Source organism: Enterobacter sp. DNB-S2 (genome assembly GCF_019443845.1).
Lineage (GTDB): Bacteria > Pseudomonadota > Gammaproteobacteria > Enterobacterales > Enterobacteriaceae > Enterobacter > Enterobacter asburiae_B.
Genome location: NZ_CP050520.1, coordinates 2,574,816 through 2,593,082 on the forward strand (window position 1 = coordinate 2,574,816; position 18,267 = coordinate 2,593,082).

An 18,267-nucleotide genomic window follows, 5' to 3' on the forward strand; every position below is an offset into this window, starting at 1 on the left:
CACATGTTAAGCATTAAAGATTTACAGGTCAGCGTAGAAGACAAAGCCATCCTGCGTGGCCTCAATTTTGACGTCAAGCCGGGTGAAGTTCACGCCATCATGGGGCCGAACGGCTCCGGGAAAAGTACGCTTTCTGCGACGCTGGCGGGGCGCGAAGATTATGAGGTAACCCACGGCTCGGTGGAGTTTAACGGCAAAGATCTGCTTGAGATGTCGCCGGAAGACCGCGCGGGAGAGGGCATCTTCATGGCCTTCCAGTACCCGGTCGAAATTCCGGGCGTCAGCAACCAGTTCTTCCTGCAGACGGCGCTGAATGCGGTGCGCAAGTATCGCGGCCTGGAGGCGCTGGATCGCTTTGACTTCCAGGACCTGATGGAAGAGAAGATCAAGCTGCTGAAGATGCCGGAAGATCTGCTGACCCGTTCGGTGAACGTTGGCTTTTCCGGCGGCGAGAAAAAGCGTAACGACATTCTGCAGATGGCGGTGCTGGAGCCCGAGCTGTGCATTCTGGATGAGACCGACTCCGGTCTGGATATCGACGCCCTGAAGATTGTCGCTGACGGCGTGAATTCCCTGCGTGACGGCAAGCGTTCGTTCATTATCGTCACCCACTACCAGCGCATTCTGGACTACATTAAGCCTGATTACGTTCACGTGCTTTACCAGGGGCGTATTGTGAAATCCGGTGATTTCACGCTGGTTAAACAACTGGAGGAGCAGGGCTATGGCTGGCTTACCGAACAGCAGTAATGTGCTCCAGCAGTGGCACCGGCTGTTTGAAGCCCAGGGCGGCACGCGCTCTGAGCAGGCGCAGCAGCATCTGCAGCAGATGCTGCGTCTCGGCCTGCCGACGCGTAAGCATGAGAACTGGAAATACACCCCGCTTGATGGCCTGCTGAACGCCGAGTTTGTGACCCGCCTGGCGGATCTCACCCCGGCGCAGCGTGACGCGCTGGCCGTAAACGTGGATGCCGTGCGCCTGGTGTTTGTCGACGGTGAGTTCCGTCCGGAGCTGAGCGACGCCCTTCAGGGGAGCGGATTTGAGATTGAGATAAACGACGATCGCCAGCCCCTGAGCGCCCCGGTTCAGCCTGAGGTTTTCCTCCACCTGACCGAGAGCCTGGCCCGCAGCGTGACGCATATCCGCGTGAAGCGTAACCAGCGTCCGGCAAAACCGCTGCTGCTGATGCACATCACCCAGGGTCTGGACGGCGACGAAATCAACACCGCGCACTATCGCCACCATCTTGAGCTGGCGGAGGGGGCGGAAGCCACGGTAATCGAACATTACGTCAGCCTCAACGATATCCGGCACTTTACCGGATCGCGTCTGACGATGAACGTTGCCGCCAATGCCCAGCTTCACCACGTCAAGCTGGCGTTTGAGAATGCGCAGAGCCACCACTTTGCCCATAACGACATTGTGCTGGGTCAGGATGCCGCGGCGTACAGCCACAGCTTCCTGCTCGGTGGGTCGGTATTGCGCCACAATACCAGCACGCAGCTTAACGGTGAAAACACCACGCTGCGCATCAACAGCCTGGCGATGCCGGCTAAATCTGAAGTGTGCGACACGCGCACCTGGCTTGAGCACAACAAGGGCTACTGCAACAGCCGCCAGCTGCATAAAACTATCGTGAGTGATAAAGGGCGCGCGGTATTTAACGGACTGATTAACGTGGCGCAGCACGCCATCAAAACTGACGGGCAGATGACCAACAACAATCTGCTGTTAGGTCGCCTGGCGGAAGTGGACACCAAACCGCAGCTGGAGATCTACGCCGACGACGTGAAGTGCAGCCACGGTGCGACGGTCGGGCGCATCGACGACGAGCAGATGTTCTACCTGCGTTCCCGCGGTATCGACCAGCAGGCGGCGCAGAAAATGATTATCTATGCGTTTGCCGCCGAACTGACGGAAGCGCTGAACGATGGTCAGTTGAAACAGCAGGTGCTGGCGCGTATCGGTCAGCGTCTGCCTGGAGGCGAAGCATGAGTTTTCCCGTCGAGAAAGTACGGGCAGATTTTCCGGTTCTGACCCGTGAAGTAAACGGTCTTCCTCTGGCCTATCTGGACAGCGCGGCCAGCGCGCAGAAGCCGAACCCGGTCGTGGATGCGGAAGCCGAGTTTTATCGCCACGGCTACGCCGCCGTGCATCGCGGTATTCATACCCTGAGCGCCGAGGCGACCCAGCGTATGGAAAACGTGCGCACGCAAATTGCCGCCTTCCTCAATGCAAAATCGCCTGAAGAGCTGGTCTTCGTGCGCGGAACTACCGAAGGGATCAACCTTGTCGCTAACAGCTGGGGCAACGCGCAGGTCCACGCGGGGGATAACATTATCATCACCCAGATGGAGCACCACGCCAATATCGTGCCGTGGCAGATGCTCTGCGAGCGCGTTGGTGCGCAATTGCGGGTCATTCCGCTCAACGTTGACGGGACGCTGCAGCTCGAGCAGCTCGACGCATTGCTGGATGACCGCACGCGGCTGGTGGCGGTCACCCAGGTCTCTAACGTGCTCGGGACGGAAAACCCAGTGGCAGAGATTGTCGAAAAAGCCCATCAGGCCGGCGCGAAGGTGCTGATTGACGGCGCTCAGGCGGTGATGCACCACGCGGTTGACGTTCAGGCGCTGGACTGCGATTTCTACGTCTTCTCAGGCCACAAGCTCTATGGGCCTACCGGGATTGGCGTGCTGTACGTGAAAGAAGATATCCTGCAGGCGATGCCGCCGTGGGAAGGGGGCGGATCGATGATCGCCACCGTCAGCCTGACGGAAGGCACCACCTACGCGCGCGCACCGTGGCGTTTTGAGGCGGGTACGCCCAACACCGGCGGGATTATCGGGCTGGGGGCGGCGGTTTCCTACGTCTCCGCAATCGGCCTTGAAAGCATTCAGGAGTACGAACAGCTGCTGATGCACTATGCGCTTGCCGAGCTTGCCAGCGTGCCGGATCTGACCCTCTATGGGCCTGCCGACCGACAAGGGGTGATTGCGTTCAATCTCGGGAAACATCACGCCTATGACGTGGGCAGTTTCCTCGATAACTACGGCGTGGCGGTCCGTACCGGGCACCACTGCGCCATGCCGCTGATGGCGTTTTACCAGGTGCCGGCAATGTGCCGCGCGTCGCTGGTGATGTACAACACAACGGAAGAGGTCGACAGGCTGGTGGCGGGGCTTAAGCGTATTCACCAGCTGCTGGGCTAACGGAGAGGCGAAAGATGGCAGAACTGCCGGACAGAGACAAATTGCTGCGCAACTTTGGGCGTTGCGCAAACTGGGAAGAGAAGTACCTGTATATCATCGAGCTGGGGCAGCGTCTGCCGCCGCTCGGTGAAGAGGCGCATAACCCGGAAAATATTATTCAGGGCTGTCAGAGCCAGGTGTGGATTGTGATGGAGCAATCTGACGACGGCACGATAGCACTGCACGGCGACAGCGATGCGGCCATTGTGAAAGGGCTTATTGCCGTCGTCTTTATTCTCTATCACCAGATGTCGGCGCAGGACATTGTCGCGTTCGATGTCCGCCCGTGGTTTGAAAAAATGGCCCTGACCCAACACCTCACCCCGTCTCGTTCCCAGGGACTGGAAGCGATGATTCGCGCGATTCGCGCCAAAGCTGCAATCCTTAGCTAGAATTACAGAACAGCATTCATTCTGTTTCGCGAGGTGGTTCCCGCCTCGCTGGTTTTTCAGCTTTCTGGCGTCCTGCCAGTGAATAAGGAATCTCAGCATGAAGCGCGCGTCTCTCATAACTCTATTACTCCTCAGTTCGCTCGGCGCACTTAATTCGGCCCGCGCGATGGACTATCCGTTGCCGCCCGCAGGCAGTCGCCTGATTGGGCAAAATCAAACCTACACGATACAGGAAGGGGATAATAAGCTGCAGACCATCGCCCGCCGGTTTAATACCGCGGCGCAGGTGATTTTGGAAACGAACAATACCATTGCGCCAGTCAACCCGGCGCCGGGAACCGTCATTACCATCCCGTCGCAGATGCTGCTGCCGGACACGCCGCGCGAGGGGATTGTGGTGAACCTCGCTGAGCTGCGGCTCTACTACTTCCCGCCGGGAGAAAACATCGTTCAGGTCTTCCCGCTCGGCATCGGACAGCTGGGGCTGGAAACACCGGTCACGACCACGCGCGTAAGCCAGAAAATCCCGAATCCCACCTGGACGCCCACGCCGGGCATCAGAGCACGCTCTCTTGAGCAGGGAATTAAATTACCGCCGGTGGTACCTGCCGGGCCAAATAACCCGCTGGGACGCTTCGCACTGCGTTTAGGCGTCGGCAACGGGGAATATCTCATCCACGGCACCAGCGCGCCGGACAGCGTTGGACTGCGCGTCAGCTCAGGTTGTATGCGGATGAACGCCCCGGACATTAAAGCCCTGTTTGAACAGGTGCGGGTTGGCACGCGGGTACAGATTATCAATGAACCCGTGAAGTTCTCCGTGGAGCCGGATGGCAAACGCTATATTGAAGTCCATCGCCCGCTGGCGCAGGCTGAGGGAGAAAACCCGCAGGTCTCGCCCATTACCCACTCCGCCGACTTTGCGACCTTTGTTTCTCAGGCGGGAAGCGATAAGACTCTGATCGAGAAAGCCCTGTCACGCCGCGCCGGGATCCCGGTTATCGTGTCGTCAGGGAGCGGCCCGTCGGCCAGCAATAGCGTATTGTCGGTACAGAACAGTCGGGTGTCCGCTGCGGTAGCGGAAGATGAAGGGGAGAAGGTGACGCAGTAGCCGTTTGACGCAGGCAAAAAAAATGGCGCACAATGTGCGCCATTTTATTAACAGGTACTATTACTTACGGTATTTAGTAGCCTGGTTGTCCAGACGCTGGTTAGCGCGAGCTGCGTCGTCTTTAGCAGCCTGAACGTCGGAACGGATTGCGTTCACGTCGTTGCTCAGCTGGTCAACTTTAGCGTTCAGAGTCTGAACGTCAGAAGACAGCTGATCGATTTTAGCGTTGCTGGAGCAACCAGCCAGCAGAGTTGAACCCAGGATTACCGCGCCCAGTACCAGTTTAGTACGATTCATTATTAATACCCTCTAGATTGAGTTAATCTCCATGTAGCGTTACAAGTATTACACAAAGTTTTTTGGGTTGAGAATATTTTTTTGATGGGAATACACCTATTTTTGATCGTTCGCTCAAAGAAGCATCGAATCGGCCCTTTTTGAGCAAAAATCTATGTAAAAAAAGGCATTTATCATCGGATTCATCTTAGATAATTCGCAATTAAATAGAAAAACCCGATTTGCAATTTGAATGACTTTAGCTAATGCCAGGAATAAAAAAAGCGCCCGGAGGGCGCTTTTTATCAAAATTAATTCGTTCGGGAATTATTACAGCACGTGAACAGATGCGGTATTGGTAGTTCCGCTTGGTACCAGCGCGCCAGAAACCATGACCACAACGTCACCTTTCTGTGCCAGACCACGATCAACCAGCTCCAGAGCGACTTCTTTACCCAGACGGTAGAAATCATCCGTAGACGCGATCTCTTTCACCAGGTGAGGGATCACGCCTTTGCTCAGCACCAGCTGACGAGCCGTGGTTTCGTTGGTGGTCAGCGCCAGGATAGTCGCATCCGGGAAGTATTTACGCACCGCGCGAGCAGATTTACCGCCCTGGGTGGCAACCACGATCAGCGGTGCTTCCAGTTTCTCAGCCGTTTCTACTGCACCACGGCATACCGCTTCGGTGATGCGCAGCTTGCGGCTGTCGTTGTTGTAGTCCAGACGGCTTTTCATTACGCGGTCGGTACGTTCGCAGATGGTGGCCATGATGGACACCGCTTCCAGCGGATATTTACCTTTTGCGGATTCGCCTGACAGCATAACGGCATCAGTACCGTCGAGGATGGCGTTAGCCACGTCGCCTGCTTCTGCGCGGGTAGGGCGTGGGTTTTTGATCATGGAGTCCAGCATCTGCGTTGCGGTGATAACCACTTTGCGCGCGCGAACGCATTTCTCGATCATCATCTTCTGCGCGAAGATCACTTCTTCAACCGGGATTTCTACGCCCAGGTCGCCACGTGCAACCATGATGCCGTCAGACGCTTCGAGGATTTCGTCGAAGTTGTTCAGGCCTTCCTGGTTTTCAATTTTGGAGATGATCTGGATCTTCTCGCCGCCGTGCGCTTTCAGGTGCTCACGAATTTCAACTACGTCAGAACGCTTACGGATGAAGGAGGCCGCAACAAAGTCAACGCCTTGTTCGCAACCGAAGATCAGGTCCTGTTTGTCTTTTTCGGCCAGTGCTGGCAGTGCGATAGAGACGCCCGGCAGGTTAACGCCTTTGTTTTCGCCCAGGTCGCCGTTGTTCAGCACTTTACAGATAACCTTGTTGCCTTCGATGGCGGTCACTTCCATACCGATCAGACCATCGTCTACCAGCACGGTGTTACCGACGGACAGGTCGTTGGTGAAGCCTTCGTAGGTCACTGCAACGATTTCGCTGTTGCCAACAACGGATTTGTCGGTGGTGAAGGTGAAGGTCTGGCCCGCTTTCAGAGAGACGTCGTTACCGCCTTCCAGTTTGATAGTGCGGATTTCTGGACCTTTGGTATCCAGCAGGATCGCAGCTTTTTTACCGGTCTTGCTCATTACGTTGCGCAAGTTCTGGATACGCTGACCGTGTTCTGCGTAATCACCGTGGGAGAAGTTCAGACGCATCACGTTCATGCCGGCGTCCAGCATTTTGGTCAGCATCTCTTCAGATTCGGTTTTCGGGCCGATAGTACAAACAATTTTCGTCTTTTTCATGACAGTCTTAGTCTTTAAGTTGGGAAGGATATGGAAATCTCGCTCCGGGGGCGCACCGCCGCGGAGTCAAACCTGTGTTGCAAAAGAGTATATGACACGCACTAAGGATAGGAGACATCAAATGAGCGTGCAGAAGAAAGTGTGCCTGAGTGACAGCCCAACGATGGAGAGGAGAAGTTGTACGTTGTTTTTTGTATTCCAAGCGCTGAAACCATTCACCAGGGATTAGGCGCGCATTATACGCTGATTTTAAGATAAAAGGAAAATGGAAACGGTGTTTCAGAAATAATCTGTGCAGTTTCACATAATATTGTTATCAAGGCGTTAAGCCATGATGACAACTTATGGCGGCAGGTGATTGACCTGCCGCGGTTTGCTTATTTTTGCAGCGCCTGGCTGAGGTCGGCAATCAGGTCTTTCGGATCTTCAATCCCGACTGACAGACGGATCAGCTGCGGCACAATGCCGTTTGCCAGGCGTTGCTCCAGCGGAATCGAGGCGTGCGTCATGCTGTAAGGCTGGCTCACCAGACTTTCCACACCGCCGAGGCTTTCCGCGAGGGTGAACAGCTTCAGGTTGCGAATCACCTCGGTGGCGCGTTGCGCATCCCCTTTTACCACGACGGAAATCATCCCACCGGGCAGGGCCATCTGCGTGCGGGCAAGCTGATATTGCGGATGCGATTCCAGGCCGGGATAGAACACCTTTTCGACCAGAGGATGCTGATCCAGCCATTGCGCAATCGCCAGCGCGTTGGTGCTGTGCTTTTCTACCCTCAAAGCAAGCGTGCGAATACCGCGCAGCGTCAGGAAGCTGCTGAACGGATCCAGTACGCCGCCCACCGCGTTTTGCAGATAGCCCAGCTTATCCGCCAGTTCCCTGTTGTCCCCGACAATCGCCAGCCCGGCCACCACGTCAGAGTGGCCGTTCAGGTATTTGGTGGCGGAGTGCACCACGATATCGAAACCCGACTCCAGCGGACGGTGGATCACCGGCGACGCGAAGGTGTTGTCCGCCACGCTGATGACGTTATGACGGCGGGCGATCGCCGCAATGGCCGCCAGATCCGCCAGCTTCAGCAGCGGGTTGGTTGGCGTTTCGACCCACACCATGCGGGTATCCGGTCGAATGGCGGCCTCGAGACCGGCTAAGTCGTCCGGTTTAACCCAGCTGACCTGCAGGCCGGTGCTGCGCTTGCGCACGTTTTCAATCAGGCGGTACGTCCCGCCGTAAACGTCATCAATGGCGACGATATGGCTGTCTTTGTCCAGCAGTTCGAGCACCGTGGAGATGGCCGCCAGACCGGAGGCGAAGGCGTAGCCGCGCGTGCCGCCTTCCAGTTCGGCGATGGCGGTTTCCAGCGCATGGCGGGTAGGGTTGCCGCTGCGGGAATATTCATAGCCGGTATGCTCGCCGGGGGACGGTTGCGCAAACGTCGAGGTGGCGTAAATCGGCGGCATGACGGCGCCGTGCTGGTCGTTGAACTCGCCGCTGTGTACGCTGAGGGTGGCCAGATTTTTCATCATTGATTCCTTTATTGCTGAAGACGGTTGCGCCAGGCGGTCAGAACGTCGCTGCGCGTAATCAGACCGAGAAAACGGTCGTTGTCATTAATCACGGCCACCAGACCGCGGTCGAAGATGGCGTTCAGGGCGCTTTCCGGGGCGTGTTTATCAAGAAACTCCACCTGACGCGTCATGGCTGCCGTCACCGGAAGCGCGAAGCGGTCGCCGTCGCCGCCGATGTGCCGCAGGAGATCCCACTCGTCGATAATGCCCACCACCTTGCCGTTCTCCAGCACCGGCAGCTGGGAGATGTCATACAGGCGCATGCGTGCCAGTACGGTGGAAAGCGTGTCGTCCGGGGCGGCGGTAACGGTGGCGCCTTCATCGTGGCGCAGGGCGATGTAGTCAGAGAGATCGCCGGCCTGAGGGCGCGTGATGAGCCCTTGCTGACGCATCCAGTCATCGTTGAACATCTTCGAGAGATACTTATTGCCGCTGTCGCAGGCGAAGGTCACCACGCGCTTCGGTGTGGTCTGCGCCTGGCAATATTTCAGCGCGGCCGCCAGCAGCGTGCCGCTGGAAGAGCCCGCCAGAATGCCTTCCGTTTTCAGCAGATCGCGCGCGGTGGTGAAGGCCTCGCGGTCGGTGATGCGCCAGGCGCGATTCACCCCTTCAATGTGGGCCAGCGGCGGAATAAAGTCTTCGCCAATACCCTCAACCAGCCAGGAGCCCGCGTCGTGGTAGCGTCCGGTTTCCACCTGGTCGGCGAGAACCGATCCGGCCGGGTCTGCCAGGACGAACTCCGTATGCGGAGAGTGCTCGGCGAACCACGCCTGCAGGCCGCCCAGCGTACCGCCTGAGCCGACGCCCACCACGATAGCGTCGATCCGCCCGTCAAGCTGCTCGTACAGTTCCGGTGCCGTGGTGGTGCGGTGCGCCAGCGGGTTGGCCTCGTTATTGAACTGGTCGATGTAAAACGCGCCGGGCAGCTCGTTGGCCAGGCGCTGGGCGTAATCCTGGTAGTAGGCAGGGTGTCCCTTGTTAACGTCGGAGCGGGTCAGCACCACCTGGGCACCCAGCGCGCGCAGGTGGAAAATCTTCTCGCGGCTCATTTTGTCCGGCACCACCAGGATCAGCGAGTAGCCTTTCTGGGCGGCAATCAGGGCCAGGCCGAGACCGGTATTCCCCGCCGTCGCCTCAATAATCGTGCCGCCCGGCTCCAGCTGGCCGGTACGCTCCGCTTCGTTAATCATCGACAGCGCAACGCGATCCTTAATAGAGCCGCCCGGATTCTGGTTTTCCAGCTTCAGGAACAGCGAGCAGGGACCGGTATCAAGCTTGTGCAGCTGGATAAGCGGGGTACGGCCAATCAGTTCGGTGACGGAATGGTAAATCGTCATGATGTTTTCCTTTCTGGATGTCATGACGGGATGATAGAGCGGCGAAATTTTCGCAATAAAGAACCATTCACTGCTCTTTAGAACAGAAAAGAATATAAATGCCATTTTTGGATGTCAGGACAGCAAGACGTAAAGTTGTCTGGATGTGAGGATGGCTATATCGGCAGGAAATGCTGAAAAAATGAGCGTTTTTAGCGGGCATCTGCCAGCAGATATGCATCCGGCAGATAATCATTGCTGAAATTGATCTAAATGCTTCCCACCCTGTAAATCCGCTGTTTATTTCCGAAAGTTATAACAAATTCTTTTTTGTTCATTTGAAAGCTGATAACGCCTGTTTACTATCGTTTGGACATCCATACTGCTAAACAGCCATGCGCGAAACGGATAAAGAATAAGAATGATCGTACTCAGGAATATTTCGAAGGTTTTTGACAACGGAAAGGTCGCGCTGACTGCCGTTGATAACGTCAATTTGACGATAGAGCAGGGACAGATTTACGGAATTATCGGCTACAGCGGAGCCGGGAAAAGCACGCTGATTCGTCTGCTGAATGGCCTGGAAAAACCCAGCGCCGGAAGCGTGACCATTAACGGGCAGGATATCTCTGCGGCCAAGGGTGAAGCGCTGCGCCAGGCGCGCCTGAAAATCAGCATGGTGTTCCAGCACTTCAACCTGCTGTGGTCGCGCACGGTGAGCGAGAATATCGCTTTCTCGATGCAAATCGCCGGCGTGCCGAAAGCCAGCATCAAGGCGCGCGTCGCCGAGCTGGTGGATCTGGTCGGCCTGAAGGGGCGCGAGAATGCGTACCCGTCCCAGCTGAGCGGCGGGCAAAAGCAGCGCGTGGGTATTGCGCGCGCTTTGGCTAACAGCCCTGACGTGCTGCTCTGCGATGAAGCCACGTCCGCGCTCGACCCGCAGACCACCGATCAGATCCTCGATCTGCTGCTGGATATTAACCGCCGCTTCAGGCTGACCATCGTGCTGATCACCCACGAGATGCACGTAGTGCGCAAAATCTGCGACCGCGTGGCGGTGATGGAGAACGGTAAAGTCGTGGAAGAGGGCGACGTGCTGAGCGTCTTTACCCATCCGCAGCAGCCGATTACGCAGCAGTTTGTCCGTCAGGTGAGCCAGTACGCCGAGGAAGAAACCTTCAATACCGAACTGGCAAACGATCTGGAAGGCACGGTCATCAGGCTGACCTTTACCGGGCATAGCACCCATAAGCCGATCGTGGGTGAACTGACCCTGCGCTACGGCCTGCCGTTTAACATCCTGCACGGGAAAATGACGCAAACCGCCCACGGTGTGTTTGGTCAGCTCTGGGTACATGTCGTGGCATCCGATGAACAACTGAACAATATCCTCGCCGACCTGCAGCACAGCGATATTGAAGGCGAGGTGATTAAACATGGCTGAGAATCTCTTTCCGCATCTCAAGTGGGATCAGCTCTGGGCGGCGACGCTGGAGACGCTGTACATGACCGCGCTGTCCGGCGTGGCGACGTTTGTGCTGGGCATCGTGCTGGGGCTGGCGCTGTTTTTAACCGCGCGCGGCGGGCTGTTCCATAACCGCACGGTCTACAGCGTGATTTCGATTGTTGTGAACGTGTTCCGCTCTATTCCGTTCATCATTTTGATTGTCCTACTGATCCCGTTCACCAAGACCGTCGTCGGCACCATTCTTGGTGCCAACGCGGCGCTGCCGGCGCTGATTGTGGGCGCGGCACCGTTCTACGCACGCCTGGTGGAGATCGCCCTGCGTGAAGTGGATAAAGGCGTCATCGAAGCAACGCGCTCGATGGGCGCACGACTGAGCACGTTAGTGTTTCGGGTTTTACTGCCGGAATCATCACCCGCACTGGTATCGGGTATTACGGTGACGCTCATTGCGCTGGTGAGCTACAGCGCAATGGCGGGGGTGATTGGCGCCGGTGGTTTGGGAAATCTGGCTTATCTGGAAGGATTCCAGCGCAACCATGGTGACGTCACGCTGGTGGCAACGGTGACCATTCTGATCATCGTTTTCATTATCCAGTTCTGCGGCGATGTCATTACTTCACTGTTAGATAAACGCTAATAAATACACACAGGAACCACATCATGAAAAAAACACTGACACTGATCGCCGCCGCAACCCTGAGCGCCCTGAGCTTCGCCTCCTGGGCCGACACCCTGACCGTGGGCGCATCCAACACGCCGCACGCCGAAATTCTGGAGCAGGCTAAGCCGATTCTGGCGAAGCAGGGTATCGACCTGGAGATTAAACCGTTCCAGGACTACATTCTGCCGAACACCGCGCTGGCGGGTCATGACATCGACGCGAACTATTTCCAGCACATTCCTTACCTGAACAGCGTGCTTAAGGATCATGCGGGCGATAAAGACTACGATTTCGTCAGTGCGGGCGCGATCCACATTGAGCCAATCGGCATCTACTCCAAAAAATACAAGTCGCTGAAAGACCTGCCGGAAGGTGGCAAGATCATCATGCGTGACGCGGTTTCTGAAGAGGGGCGTATTCTCTCCATCTTCGAGAAAGAGGGCGTGATCAAGCTGAAGCCGGGCATCGACAAAGTGACCGCGCGCATCAGCGACATCGTTGAGAACCCGAAAAAGCTGAAGTTCACCCCGAACGTGGAAGCCTCTCTGCTGCCGCAGATGTACAACAACAACGAAGGCGATGCGGTGGTGATTAACGCCAACTACGCGATTGACGCCGGTCTGGATCCGGTTCACGACCCGATTGCGGTAGAGAGCGGTGAAAACAACCCGTACGCCAACATCATTACCGTGCATCGCGGTGACGAGAAGAAGAAAGATATCGTTGCGCTGGTGAACGTGCTGCACTCGAAAGAGATTCAGGACTGGATCCGCACCAAGTACAAAGGCGCGGTCATCCCAGTAAACAACTAATTTACTGATTTTACAGATGAAGCCCGGTGAGTCTCTCGCCGGGCTTCTTTTTTGTATCCGGCAGGAGAATCATTTAAGCTCAACGTTTAACAGGCAATGGAGTGATGACGATGGGTAACGTGACCAAAGATGAAGCGCTGTACCAGGAGATGTGCCGGGTGGTCGGGAAGGTGGTGCTTGAGATGCGTGATTTAGGGCAGGAGCCAAAGCATATTGTCATTGCCGGAGTCCTGCGTACCGCGCTGGCGAACCAGCGCGTTAAGCGCAGTGAACTGACAACCGAAGCGATGGAAACGGTGGTTAAAGCGCTGGCCGGGTAATGCGCCAGCGTTTCGCAAGCTGTTCGAGCGAGCAGCAGAGCAGGTAGTAGACCACGCCCGTAAAGATAAAAATGGCCGCCGGGTAGATTTGCACCCGGTTGTTGACCTGTCCCGCCACCGTGGTCAGTTCCGGTACGTTCACGATAAACGCCAGCGACGTATCCTTCAGCAGGCTGATAAAAATCCCCATCAGCGACGGCAGAATATTCCTCAGCGCCTGCGGCAGCAGCACGCGCAGGAGGGTTTGCTGCGTGCTGAATCCCTGTGACAGTGCGGCCTCATATTGTCCGGACGGTAGCGCGTTAAGCCCGGCCAGCACCGAGTGCATCACCGTTGCCGCGGTAAACCAGGCCAGGGCCAGCGTGACGGTCAGCGCTCCCGGCAGATCGCCCCCGGTCATAAGCGGCAGGAGATACCACATCCAGAAAATCACGAAGATGAGCGGGATGCCGCGGATCAGCTCTGCCCATAAAAAGAGGGCCTTTCGCACGAGCCCGGTAAAGCGCCAGGCCAAACACGCGAGCACTATCCCACCGGGCAGGGCGATGACGGCGGCCCCGGCCGCCATCATCAACGACAGCAATACGCCCCCCGGTTCACCCGTCGCCGCGCGTCCCCACAGCAGATAGTCGAGGTTATCGGTGATGACGTTAAGTCCGGCAATCATGTTTTTCACTCCCTGTGGTGGCGACGCCTGGGCGTTTACGTTTCGCGTCAGGCCCGATGCGAACCAGCACCAGCCCCATGACCAGGCCGGTCAGCAGATAGAGTGCGGTACCGAGGGTAAACGCCTCCAGCGCGTGCGCGTTATAGCTCTCGATCTGCCTGACCTGATAGGTCAGCTCGGCAAAGCCAATCCCGCTCGCGAGCGAGGAGAGCTTCATCAGATTAAGGTACTGGCCCACAACCGGCTGCCAGGCGTTGGCCAGGCCCTGCGGCAGAAGGATGTAACGAAACAGACGCCACGCGGAGAATCCCTGCGCGAGCGCCGCCTCCCGCTGTCCGGCAGGTACGGAACGTAACCCCGATTCCACCTCTTCGATTAAAAACGCCGAGGTAAAGACGCCCAACCCCCAGGCAGAACATAAAAATTCGGGCGTAAACCACCAGACGTCGCCGGGCAGAATTGACCAGCTGTGATCCGCGTTCACCGCGTCGCGGAACGCCTGCGGTAGCCCGTTCCAGGCGGCAAAATACCAGAACAGCAGCTGCACCAGCAGCGGCGTATTGCGAAACAGCGACACCCAGCTGCTGACGACCGCGTTCCCGGGGCGTCCGCCGGAAAGGCGCAGGAGCATAAAGAGCAGTGCGAGCAGGCTGGCCAGCAGCATCCCGGCAAGCGTGACCCACAGGGTGGTGAGGAATCCGGAGAGTATCCACTGCAGAGGCTGTCCGGTCAGTACCCCCTGCCAGTCGAGCGCGGGCATTACAGATGCTCCTGATGCAGCGGGTTGAGCACCTTCTGCAGGAACCGCTGCGCGCGCGGATGCGACGGCTGGCTGAAAAATTGTGCCGGCGGCGCCGTTTCCAGAATTTGCCCGCCGTCGATAAAGACAATCCGGTCGGCAATTTCCCGGGCAAACTGCATCTCGTGGGTCACCACGATCATCGTGATCCCGCTGTGGGCGAGGGCTTTCATCACGTACAGCACTTCACCAATCATCTCCGGATCCAGCGCGGAGGTGGGTTCATCGAACAGAATGATTTGCGGTGAAGAGGCCAGGGCGCGGGCAATCGCGACGCGCTGCTGCTGTCCACCGGAAAGCTCTGCCGGGAAATGGTGGGCTTTTTCCAGCATCCCGACCTTCTCCAGCAGGGCCAGCGCGCGCTCCTGAGCTGGCTGCGGCTTCCAGCCGTGAACGTGCTCCAGCGCCAGGGTAATGTTCTGGCTGGCGGTGAGGTGGGCGTAAAGATTGAACTGCTGGAACACAAACCCCACGCGGCTGCGCAGCTGGCGCAGCCCGGTACCGGAGAGCTTTGCGGTAGGCTTGTTGTCGACCAGAATCTCCCCGCCGCTCAGGGTTTCAAGCTGGTTGATGAGACGAATCAGGGTGGATTTACCGGAACCCGAAGGGCCGAGGATGGCGACCACTTCACCGGGCGTGATGGTGAGGTTAATGTCGTTTAAAACCTGATGGTCACCGTAGCGTTTGTCCACATGACGAAACTCGACGCTGGCCTGTTCCAGATGTGAAAAATCCGCGGCACCGGCCGCGGAGTGTGAAAATAAACCTGAGAGCATAATTATCTGGCTTCTATTTTAAAGGCGCGAGGCTGTGGGGAAGGCGTGTTTGGGCCAAACCAGACATCGTAGATTTTTGCTGCCTGACCGTTCTTCTCGAGATTAATCAGCTCGTCGTTAACGGCCTTCAGCAGCGCCGTTTCACCCTTCTTCACCCCAACGCCAATCTCTTCTTTGCTGAGCAGATCGGGCAGGATTTTAAAGTTCGCTTTATCCGGCGCCTGCGCCAGCAGACCGGCCAGAATGGTGCTGTCCTGGGTGATGGCCTGTACGTTACCGTTGCGCAGTGCCGTCAGCGCCAGCGGAATATCGTCATACGAGAGCACGCGTGACTGCGGGAAACGCTGGTGCAGCGCCTGCTCGCCCGTCGTTCCTTTGACCGCGCCAATACGCGCCCGGCTGTAGTCATCAAGCTTGTCCGGTGATTTAGCCGGCACCAGGAACTGCTGGCCGGTGACAAAGTAAGGCGTCGAGAAATCAATCACCTGCGCGCGTTCCGGGGTGATGGTGATATCCGCCACTATCAGATCTGCTTTTCCGGACTGCAGCAGCGGAATACGGTTAGCCGGATTGGTGGCAACCAGTTCAAGCTTCACGCCGAGCGATTTTGCCAGCGCTTTGGCGAAGTCCACGTCATAACCCACGATCTCGTGCGTTTTGGCATCAATAGAGCCAAACGGCGGGTTGGCGTCAAACGTGGCCACTTTCACCACCCCTGCGGCCTTAATATCCGCCAGCTGATCGGCCTGTGCCTGCGCTGAAAGCAGGCTCCCCGCCGCCAGTAATCCCAGAACCAGTGTCCGTTTGGTAAACCCTTTCATGTTTGCTGCCATAGTCATTCGCCATCCCGTTGTTTTTGTTTTACCCCGCTACGCTCCCATAAGCGAAAGCTATCGCCAAATAAGAAATCGTTCTTTGCTATGAGCAAAAAAGCATTAGTGAACAACGTGTTAATGAAGAGTGAAAAGAACGGGATGCTATTTGCAAATCCTGCACATCGACAGTGGATTTTGGTATTTCCCCCGCGCGGCATTTGAGTGCTTAACTGAGCTCAGACACGGCGAGAGAGGGTAAGACGATGAAAAAATGGATCAGCACGTTACGGCGGTTTTTTGCGACCCGACCAGTGAATGCGGAGAACAGCGCGCAACGTGTTCTTGAGTCAATCCTGCCTGTCGCCAGCCTGTATGGCGTCGACGTTGCCAACATTGACCCGGAGTGGTTCCATGATAAAACGTCACGCTGAACTGCGCCGCACGCGCGAAACGTACTGGAACGAGGTGTGCGTGACGTTTAACGAGTGAAATAAAAAAGCACCGGTTTCCCGGTGCTTTTTTATTAGATCTTGCAGGCGTCGCCGCAGTCGTCGTCGGCGACAATCGCCTGCGCTTTTTTGTCTGCATCGTCCAGACGTTCGGCATTACGCTCTTCGGCTTCATCCAGACCGTTAAAGACTAAGTTATCGAGATCAATTTCCATGTGGCACCTGCTCTGTTCAGTTTTTGATACTGGCACAGTATAGGGCAAAAAAAGCCAGCAATGTACCTCGCAGCACATAAGGATAATCCCTGCCATACTCAGTGCTTTATCGCTGAGGAGAGCACATGATTACACTCTGTAAAACCTGCGGAACCGCCTACGATGCCCGCCCGGACAGTTGCCCGATTTGCGATGATGAGCGTCAGTACGTGCCCGCCACGGGCCAGGCATGGACCGATTTCGACACCGTCACCGCCACCCATACCAACAAATGGCAGCTGCTGGAGCCGCGGCTGTTTGGGATCAAAACGGTGCCCGCGTTTGCGATAAACCAGCGGGCGCTGCTCCTGCAAACGCCCCACGGCAACATTCTCTGGGACTGCATCGCCAACCTCGACCCCGCAACCAAAACGCTCATTACCGCCCTCGGCGGCATCAGCGCGATTGCTATTTCACATCCGCACTATTACACCACCATGCAGGAGTGGGCTGCGGCGTTTGATGCGCCGGTTTACCTGCATGCCAGCGACAGAGAGTGGGTCATGCGCGACAGCCCGGCCATTCATTTCTGGGAGGGGGATGCGCTGGAGATTTTCCCGTCGGTCACCTTGCTGCGTCTGGGCGGGCATTTTGCCGGGGGAACGGTGCTGCACTGGCAGGAGGGGGGTGGGGTATTGCTGGTGGGCGATATTCTGCAGGTCACGCCGGGTAAAGACGCCGTCTCGTTTATGTGGAGCTACCCGAATTATCTCCCGCTGCCGGCCCGCGCCGTGGCGTCGGTGGTGAATCATCTCGAAGGCAGAACGTTTGAACGTCTTTACGGCGCGTTTGAAGGGCAGAACATCCCGGCCAGTGCGGACGAGATTGTTCAGCGGTCGGGCCAGAAATATATTGCTTGTCTGAAGTAAACCACGATGGGTAAACTTTACGAGTGTGATCTCGATCATGCCTAAACTAAAACAGATAAAAGAGACATTGCTATGCAACATATCATTGAAGGTTTTCTCAGCTTTCAAAAAGAGATTTTCCCGCAACGTAAAGAACTCTTCCGCAGTTTAGCGTCCAGCCAGAATCCCAAAGCGCTGTTCATCTCATGCTCCGACAGCCGTCTGGTCCCGGAACTGGTCACCCAGCAAGAGCCAGGACAACTCTTTGTCATTCGTAATGCTGGCAACATCGTGCCGCCGTTCGGGCCGGAGCCTGGCGGTGTGTCTGCAACCATCGAATACGCCGTGGTGGCGCTGGGCGTCACGGATATCGTGATTTGCGGTCACTCCAACTGTGGCGCGATGAAGGCGATTGCCGATAACGCGAACCTGGAGCCGATGCCTGCTGTGTCACACTGGCTGCGCTATTCTGACGCGGCGAAAGCCGTGGTAGAGAAGAAAACCTGGGATAAGCCGATCGATAAAGTCAATGCGATGGTGCAGGAGAACGTGTTTGCGCAGCTGAGCAACATTAAGACCCACCCGTCCGTCGCGGTGGGCCTGCGTAATAACTCCATCCGACTGCACGGCTGGGTGTACGACATTGAAAGCGGCAAAATCCTCGCCCTGGATAAAGCGACGAAAACCTTCGTTTCGCTGTCTGAAAACCCGGAAGTCTTCTTCGAGTAATC

At 56.7% G+C, this 18,267-nt stretch carries 21 protein-coding genes; 12 read left to right on the forward strand and 9 right to left on the reverse strand.

Annotated elements, in window-relative coordinates:
- The first annotated feature begins 3 nt into the window (after positions 1-3).
- The 5 genes from sufC to HB664_RS12265 all read left to right on the forward strand — a co-directional run bounded on the left by sufC (position 4) and on the right by HB664_RS12265 (position 4,755).
- On the forward strand, positions 4-750 hold the full coding sequence (gene sufC / locus HB664_RS12245; protein ID WP_014831592.1) for a Fe-S cluster assembly ATPase SufC: 747 nt from the start codon (positions 4-6) through the stop codon (positions 748-750).
- Complete coding sequence (gene sufD / locus HB664_RS12250) at positions 725-1,996, forward strand: Fe-S cluster assembly protein SufD (RefSeq protein WP_219939520.1); 1,272 nt, start codon at positions 725-727, stop codon at positions 1,994-1,996. Before sufC ends, sufD begins: the two co-directional genes overlap by 26 nt.
- Complete coding sequence (gene sufS / locus HB664_RS12255) at positions 1,993-3,213, forward strand: cysteine desulfurase SufS (RefSeq protein WP_094935182.1); 1,221 nt, start codon at positions 1,993-1,995, stop codon at positions 3,211-3,213. The genes sufD and sufS overlap by 4 nt, the downstream gene beginning before the upstream one ends.
- Before the next feature lie 14 nt (positions 3,214-3,227).
- A complete protein-coding gene (sufE, locus tag HB664_RS12260) occupies positions 3,228-3,644 on the forward strand; it encodes a cysteine desulfuration protein SufE (protein WP_063438351.1) in 417 nt (138 codons plus the stop codon).
- Between the two features lie 97 nt (positions 3,645-3,741).
- On the forward strand, positions 3,742-4,755 hold the full coding sequence (locus tag HB664_RS12265; RefSeq protein ID WP_202769960.1) for a L,D-transpeptidase family protein: 1,014 nt from the start codon (positions 3,742-3,744) through the stop codon (positions 4,753-4,755).
- Between the two features lie 60 nt (positions 4,756-4,815).
- Here HB664_RS12265 and lpp read toward each other — a convergent pair whose 3' ends face one another.
- The 4 genes from lpp to HB664_RS12285 all read right to left on the reverse strand — a co-directional run bounded on the left by lpp (position 4,816) and on the right by HB664_RS12285 (position 9,688).
- Entirely contained in the window at positions 4,816-5,052 is a 237-nt protein-coding gene (lpp, locus tag HB664_RS12270) for a murein lipoprotein Lpp (protein ID WP_010430241.1), read from the reverse strand.
- A 309-nt stretch (positions 5,053-5,361) separates the two neighbouring features.
- Positions 5,362-6,783 carry a pyruvate kinase PykF gene (gene pykF, locus HB664_RS12275; protein WP_029739779.1) on the reverse strand — a complete coding sequence of 474 codons (1,422 nt, stop codon included), beginning with the start codon at positions 6,781-6,783 and terminating at the stop codon, positions 5,362-5,364.
- Positions 6,784-7,160: 377 nt separating this feature from the next.
- Positions 7,161-8,306, reverse strand: coding sequence for a PLP-dependent aspartate aminotransferase family protein (locus HB664_RS12280; RefSeq protein WP_045401427.1), 1,146 nt, complete (start codon positions 8,304-8,306; stop codon positions 7,161-7,163).
- A gap of 11 nt (positions 8,307-8,317) precedes the next feature.
- Complete coding sequence (locus tag HB664_RS12285; protein ID WP_219939521.1) at positions 8,318-9,688, reverse strand: cystathionine beta-synthase; 1,371 nt, start codon at positions 9,686-9,688, stop codon at positions 8,318-8,320.
- A gap of 400 nt (positions 9,689-10,088) precedes the next feature.
- Between HB664_RS12285 and HB664_RS12290 the strand changes: the two genes are divergently transcribed.
- The 4 genes from HB664_RS12290 (at position 10,089) to fumD (ending at position 12,928) form a co-directional block, all read left to right on the forward strand.
- Positions 10,089-11,111, forward strand: a complete 1,023-nt coding sequence (locus tag HB664_RS12290) for a methionine ABC transporter ATP-binding protein (RefSeq protein WP_048977436.1) — start codon at positions 10,089-10,091, stop codon at positions 11,109-11,111.
- Complete coding sequence (locus HB664_RS12295; protein ID WP_008500617.1) at positions 11,104-11,772, forward strand: methionine ABC transporter permease; 669 nt, start codon at positions 11,104-11,106, stop codon at positions 11,770-11,772. The genes HB664_RS12290 and HB664_RS12295 overlap by 8 nt, the downstream gene beginning before the upstream one ends.
- A 23-nt stretch (positions 11,773-11,795) precedes the next feature.
- Positions 11,796-12,608 (forward strand): MetQ/NlpA family ABC transporter substrate-binding protein, encoded by an 813-nt coding sequence (locus HB664_RS12300; RefSeq protein ID WP_008500616.1) that lies wholly within the window; start codon positions 11,796-11,798, stop codon positions 12,606-12,608.
- A gap of 110 nt (positions 12,609-12,718) precedes the next feature.
- Positions 12,719-12,928, forward strand: coding sequence for a fumarate hydratase FumD (gene fumD / locus HB664_RS12305; RefSeq protein ID WP_008500615.1), 210 nt, complete (start codon positions 12,719-12,721; stop codon positions 12,926-12,928).
- On the opposite strand, the gene HB664_RS12310 is transcribed toward fumD, so the two are convergent.
- The 4 genes from HB664_RS12310 to HB664_RS12325 are packed head-to-tail and all read right to left on the reverse strand — an operon-like array spanning position 12,909 to position 16,003.
- Positions 12,909-13,595 (reverse strand): amino acid ABC transporter permease, encoded by a 687-nt coding sequence (locus tag HB664_RS12310; protein WP_219939522.1) that lies wholly within the window; start codon positions 13,593-13,595, stop codon positions 12,909-12,911. The two genes, fumD and HB664_RS12310, sit on opposite strands and share 20 nt — an antisense overlap.
- Entirely contained in the window at positions 13,579-14,355 is a 777-nt protein-coding gene (locus tag HB664_RS12315) for an amino acid ABC transporter permease (RefSeq protein WP_039262345.1), read from the reverse strand. Before HB664_RS12315 ends, HB664_RS12310 begins: the two co-directional genes overlap by 17 nt.
- Positions 14,355-15,170, reverse strand: a complete 816-nt coding sequence (locus HB664_RS12320) for an amino acid ABC transporter ATP-binding protein (RefSeq protein ID WP_039262344.1) — start codon at positions 15,168-15,170, stop codon at positions 14,355-14,357. The genes HB664_RS12315 and HB664_RS12320 overlap by 1 nt, the downstream gene beginning before the upstream one ends.
- 2 nt (positions 15,171-15,172) lie before the next feature.
- Positions 15,173-16,003 carry an ABC transporter substrate-binding protein gene (locus tag HB664_RS12325; protein WP_120785284.1) on the reverse strand — a complete coding sequence of 277 codons (831 nt, stop codon included), beginning with the start codon at positions 16,001-16,003 and terminating at the stop codon, positions 15,173-15,175.
- A gap of 245 nt (positions 16,004-16,248) precedes the next feature.
- Here HB664_RS12325 and HB664_RS12330 point away from each other — a divergent pair, with 245 nt between their 5' ends.
- Complete coding sequence (locus HB664_RS12330) at positions 16,249-16,416, forward strand: hypothetical protein (protein ID WP_014831607.1); 168 nt, start codon at positions 16,249-16,251, stop codon at positions 16,414-16,416.
- A gap of 92 nt (positions 16,417-16,508) precedes the next feature.
- On the opposite strand, the gene HB664_RS12335 is transcribed toward HB664_RS12330, so the two are convergent.
- Positions 16,509-16,649 carry a hypothetical protein gene (locus HB664_RS12335; protein WP_003857665.1) on the reverse strand — a complete coding sequence of 47 codons (141 nt, stop codon included), beginning with the start codon at positions 16,647-16,649 and terminating at the stop codon, positions 16,509-16,511.
- Between the two features lie 125 nt (positions 16,650-16,774).
- Between HB664_RS12335 and HB664_RS12340 the strand changes: the two genes are divergently transcribed.
- Complete coding sequence (locus HB664_RS12340) at positions 16,775-17,557, forward strand: MBL fold metallo-hydrolase (RefSeq protein WP_219939523.1); 783 nt, start codon at positions 16,775-16,777, stop codon at positions 17,555-17,557.
- A gap of 72 nt (positions 17,558-17,629) precedes the next feature.
- A complete protein-coding gene (locus HB664_RS12345) occupies positions 17,630-18,265 on the forward strand; it encodes a carbonic anhydrase (protein WP_023311344.1) in 636 nt (211 codons plus the stop codon).
- Positions 18,266-18,267: the final 2 nt, after the last annotated feature.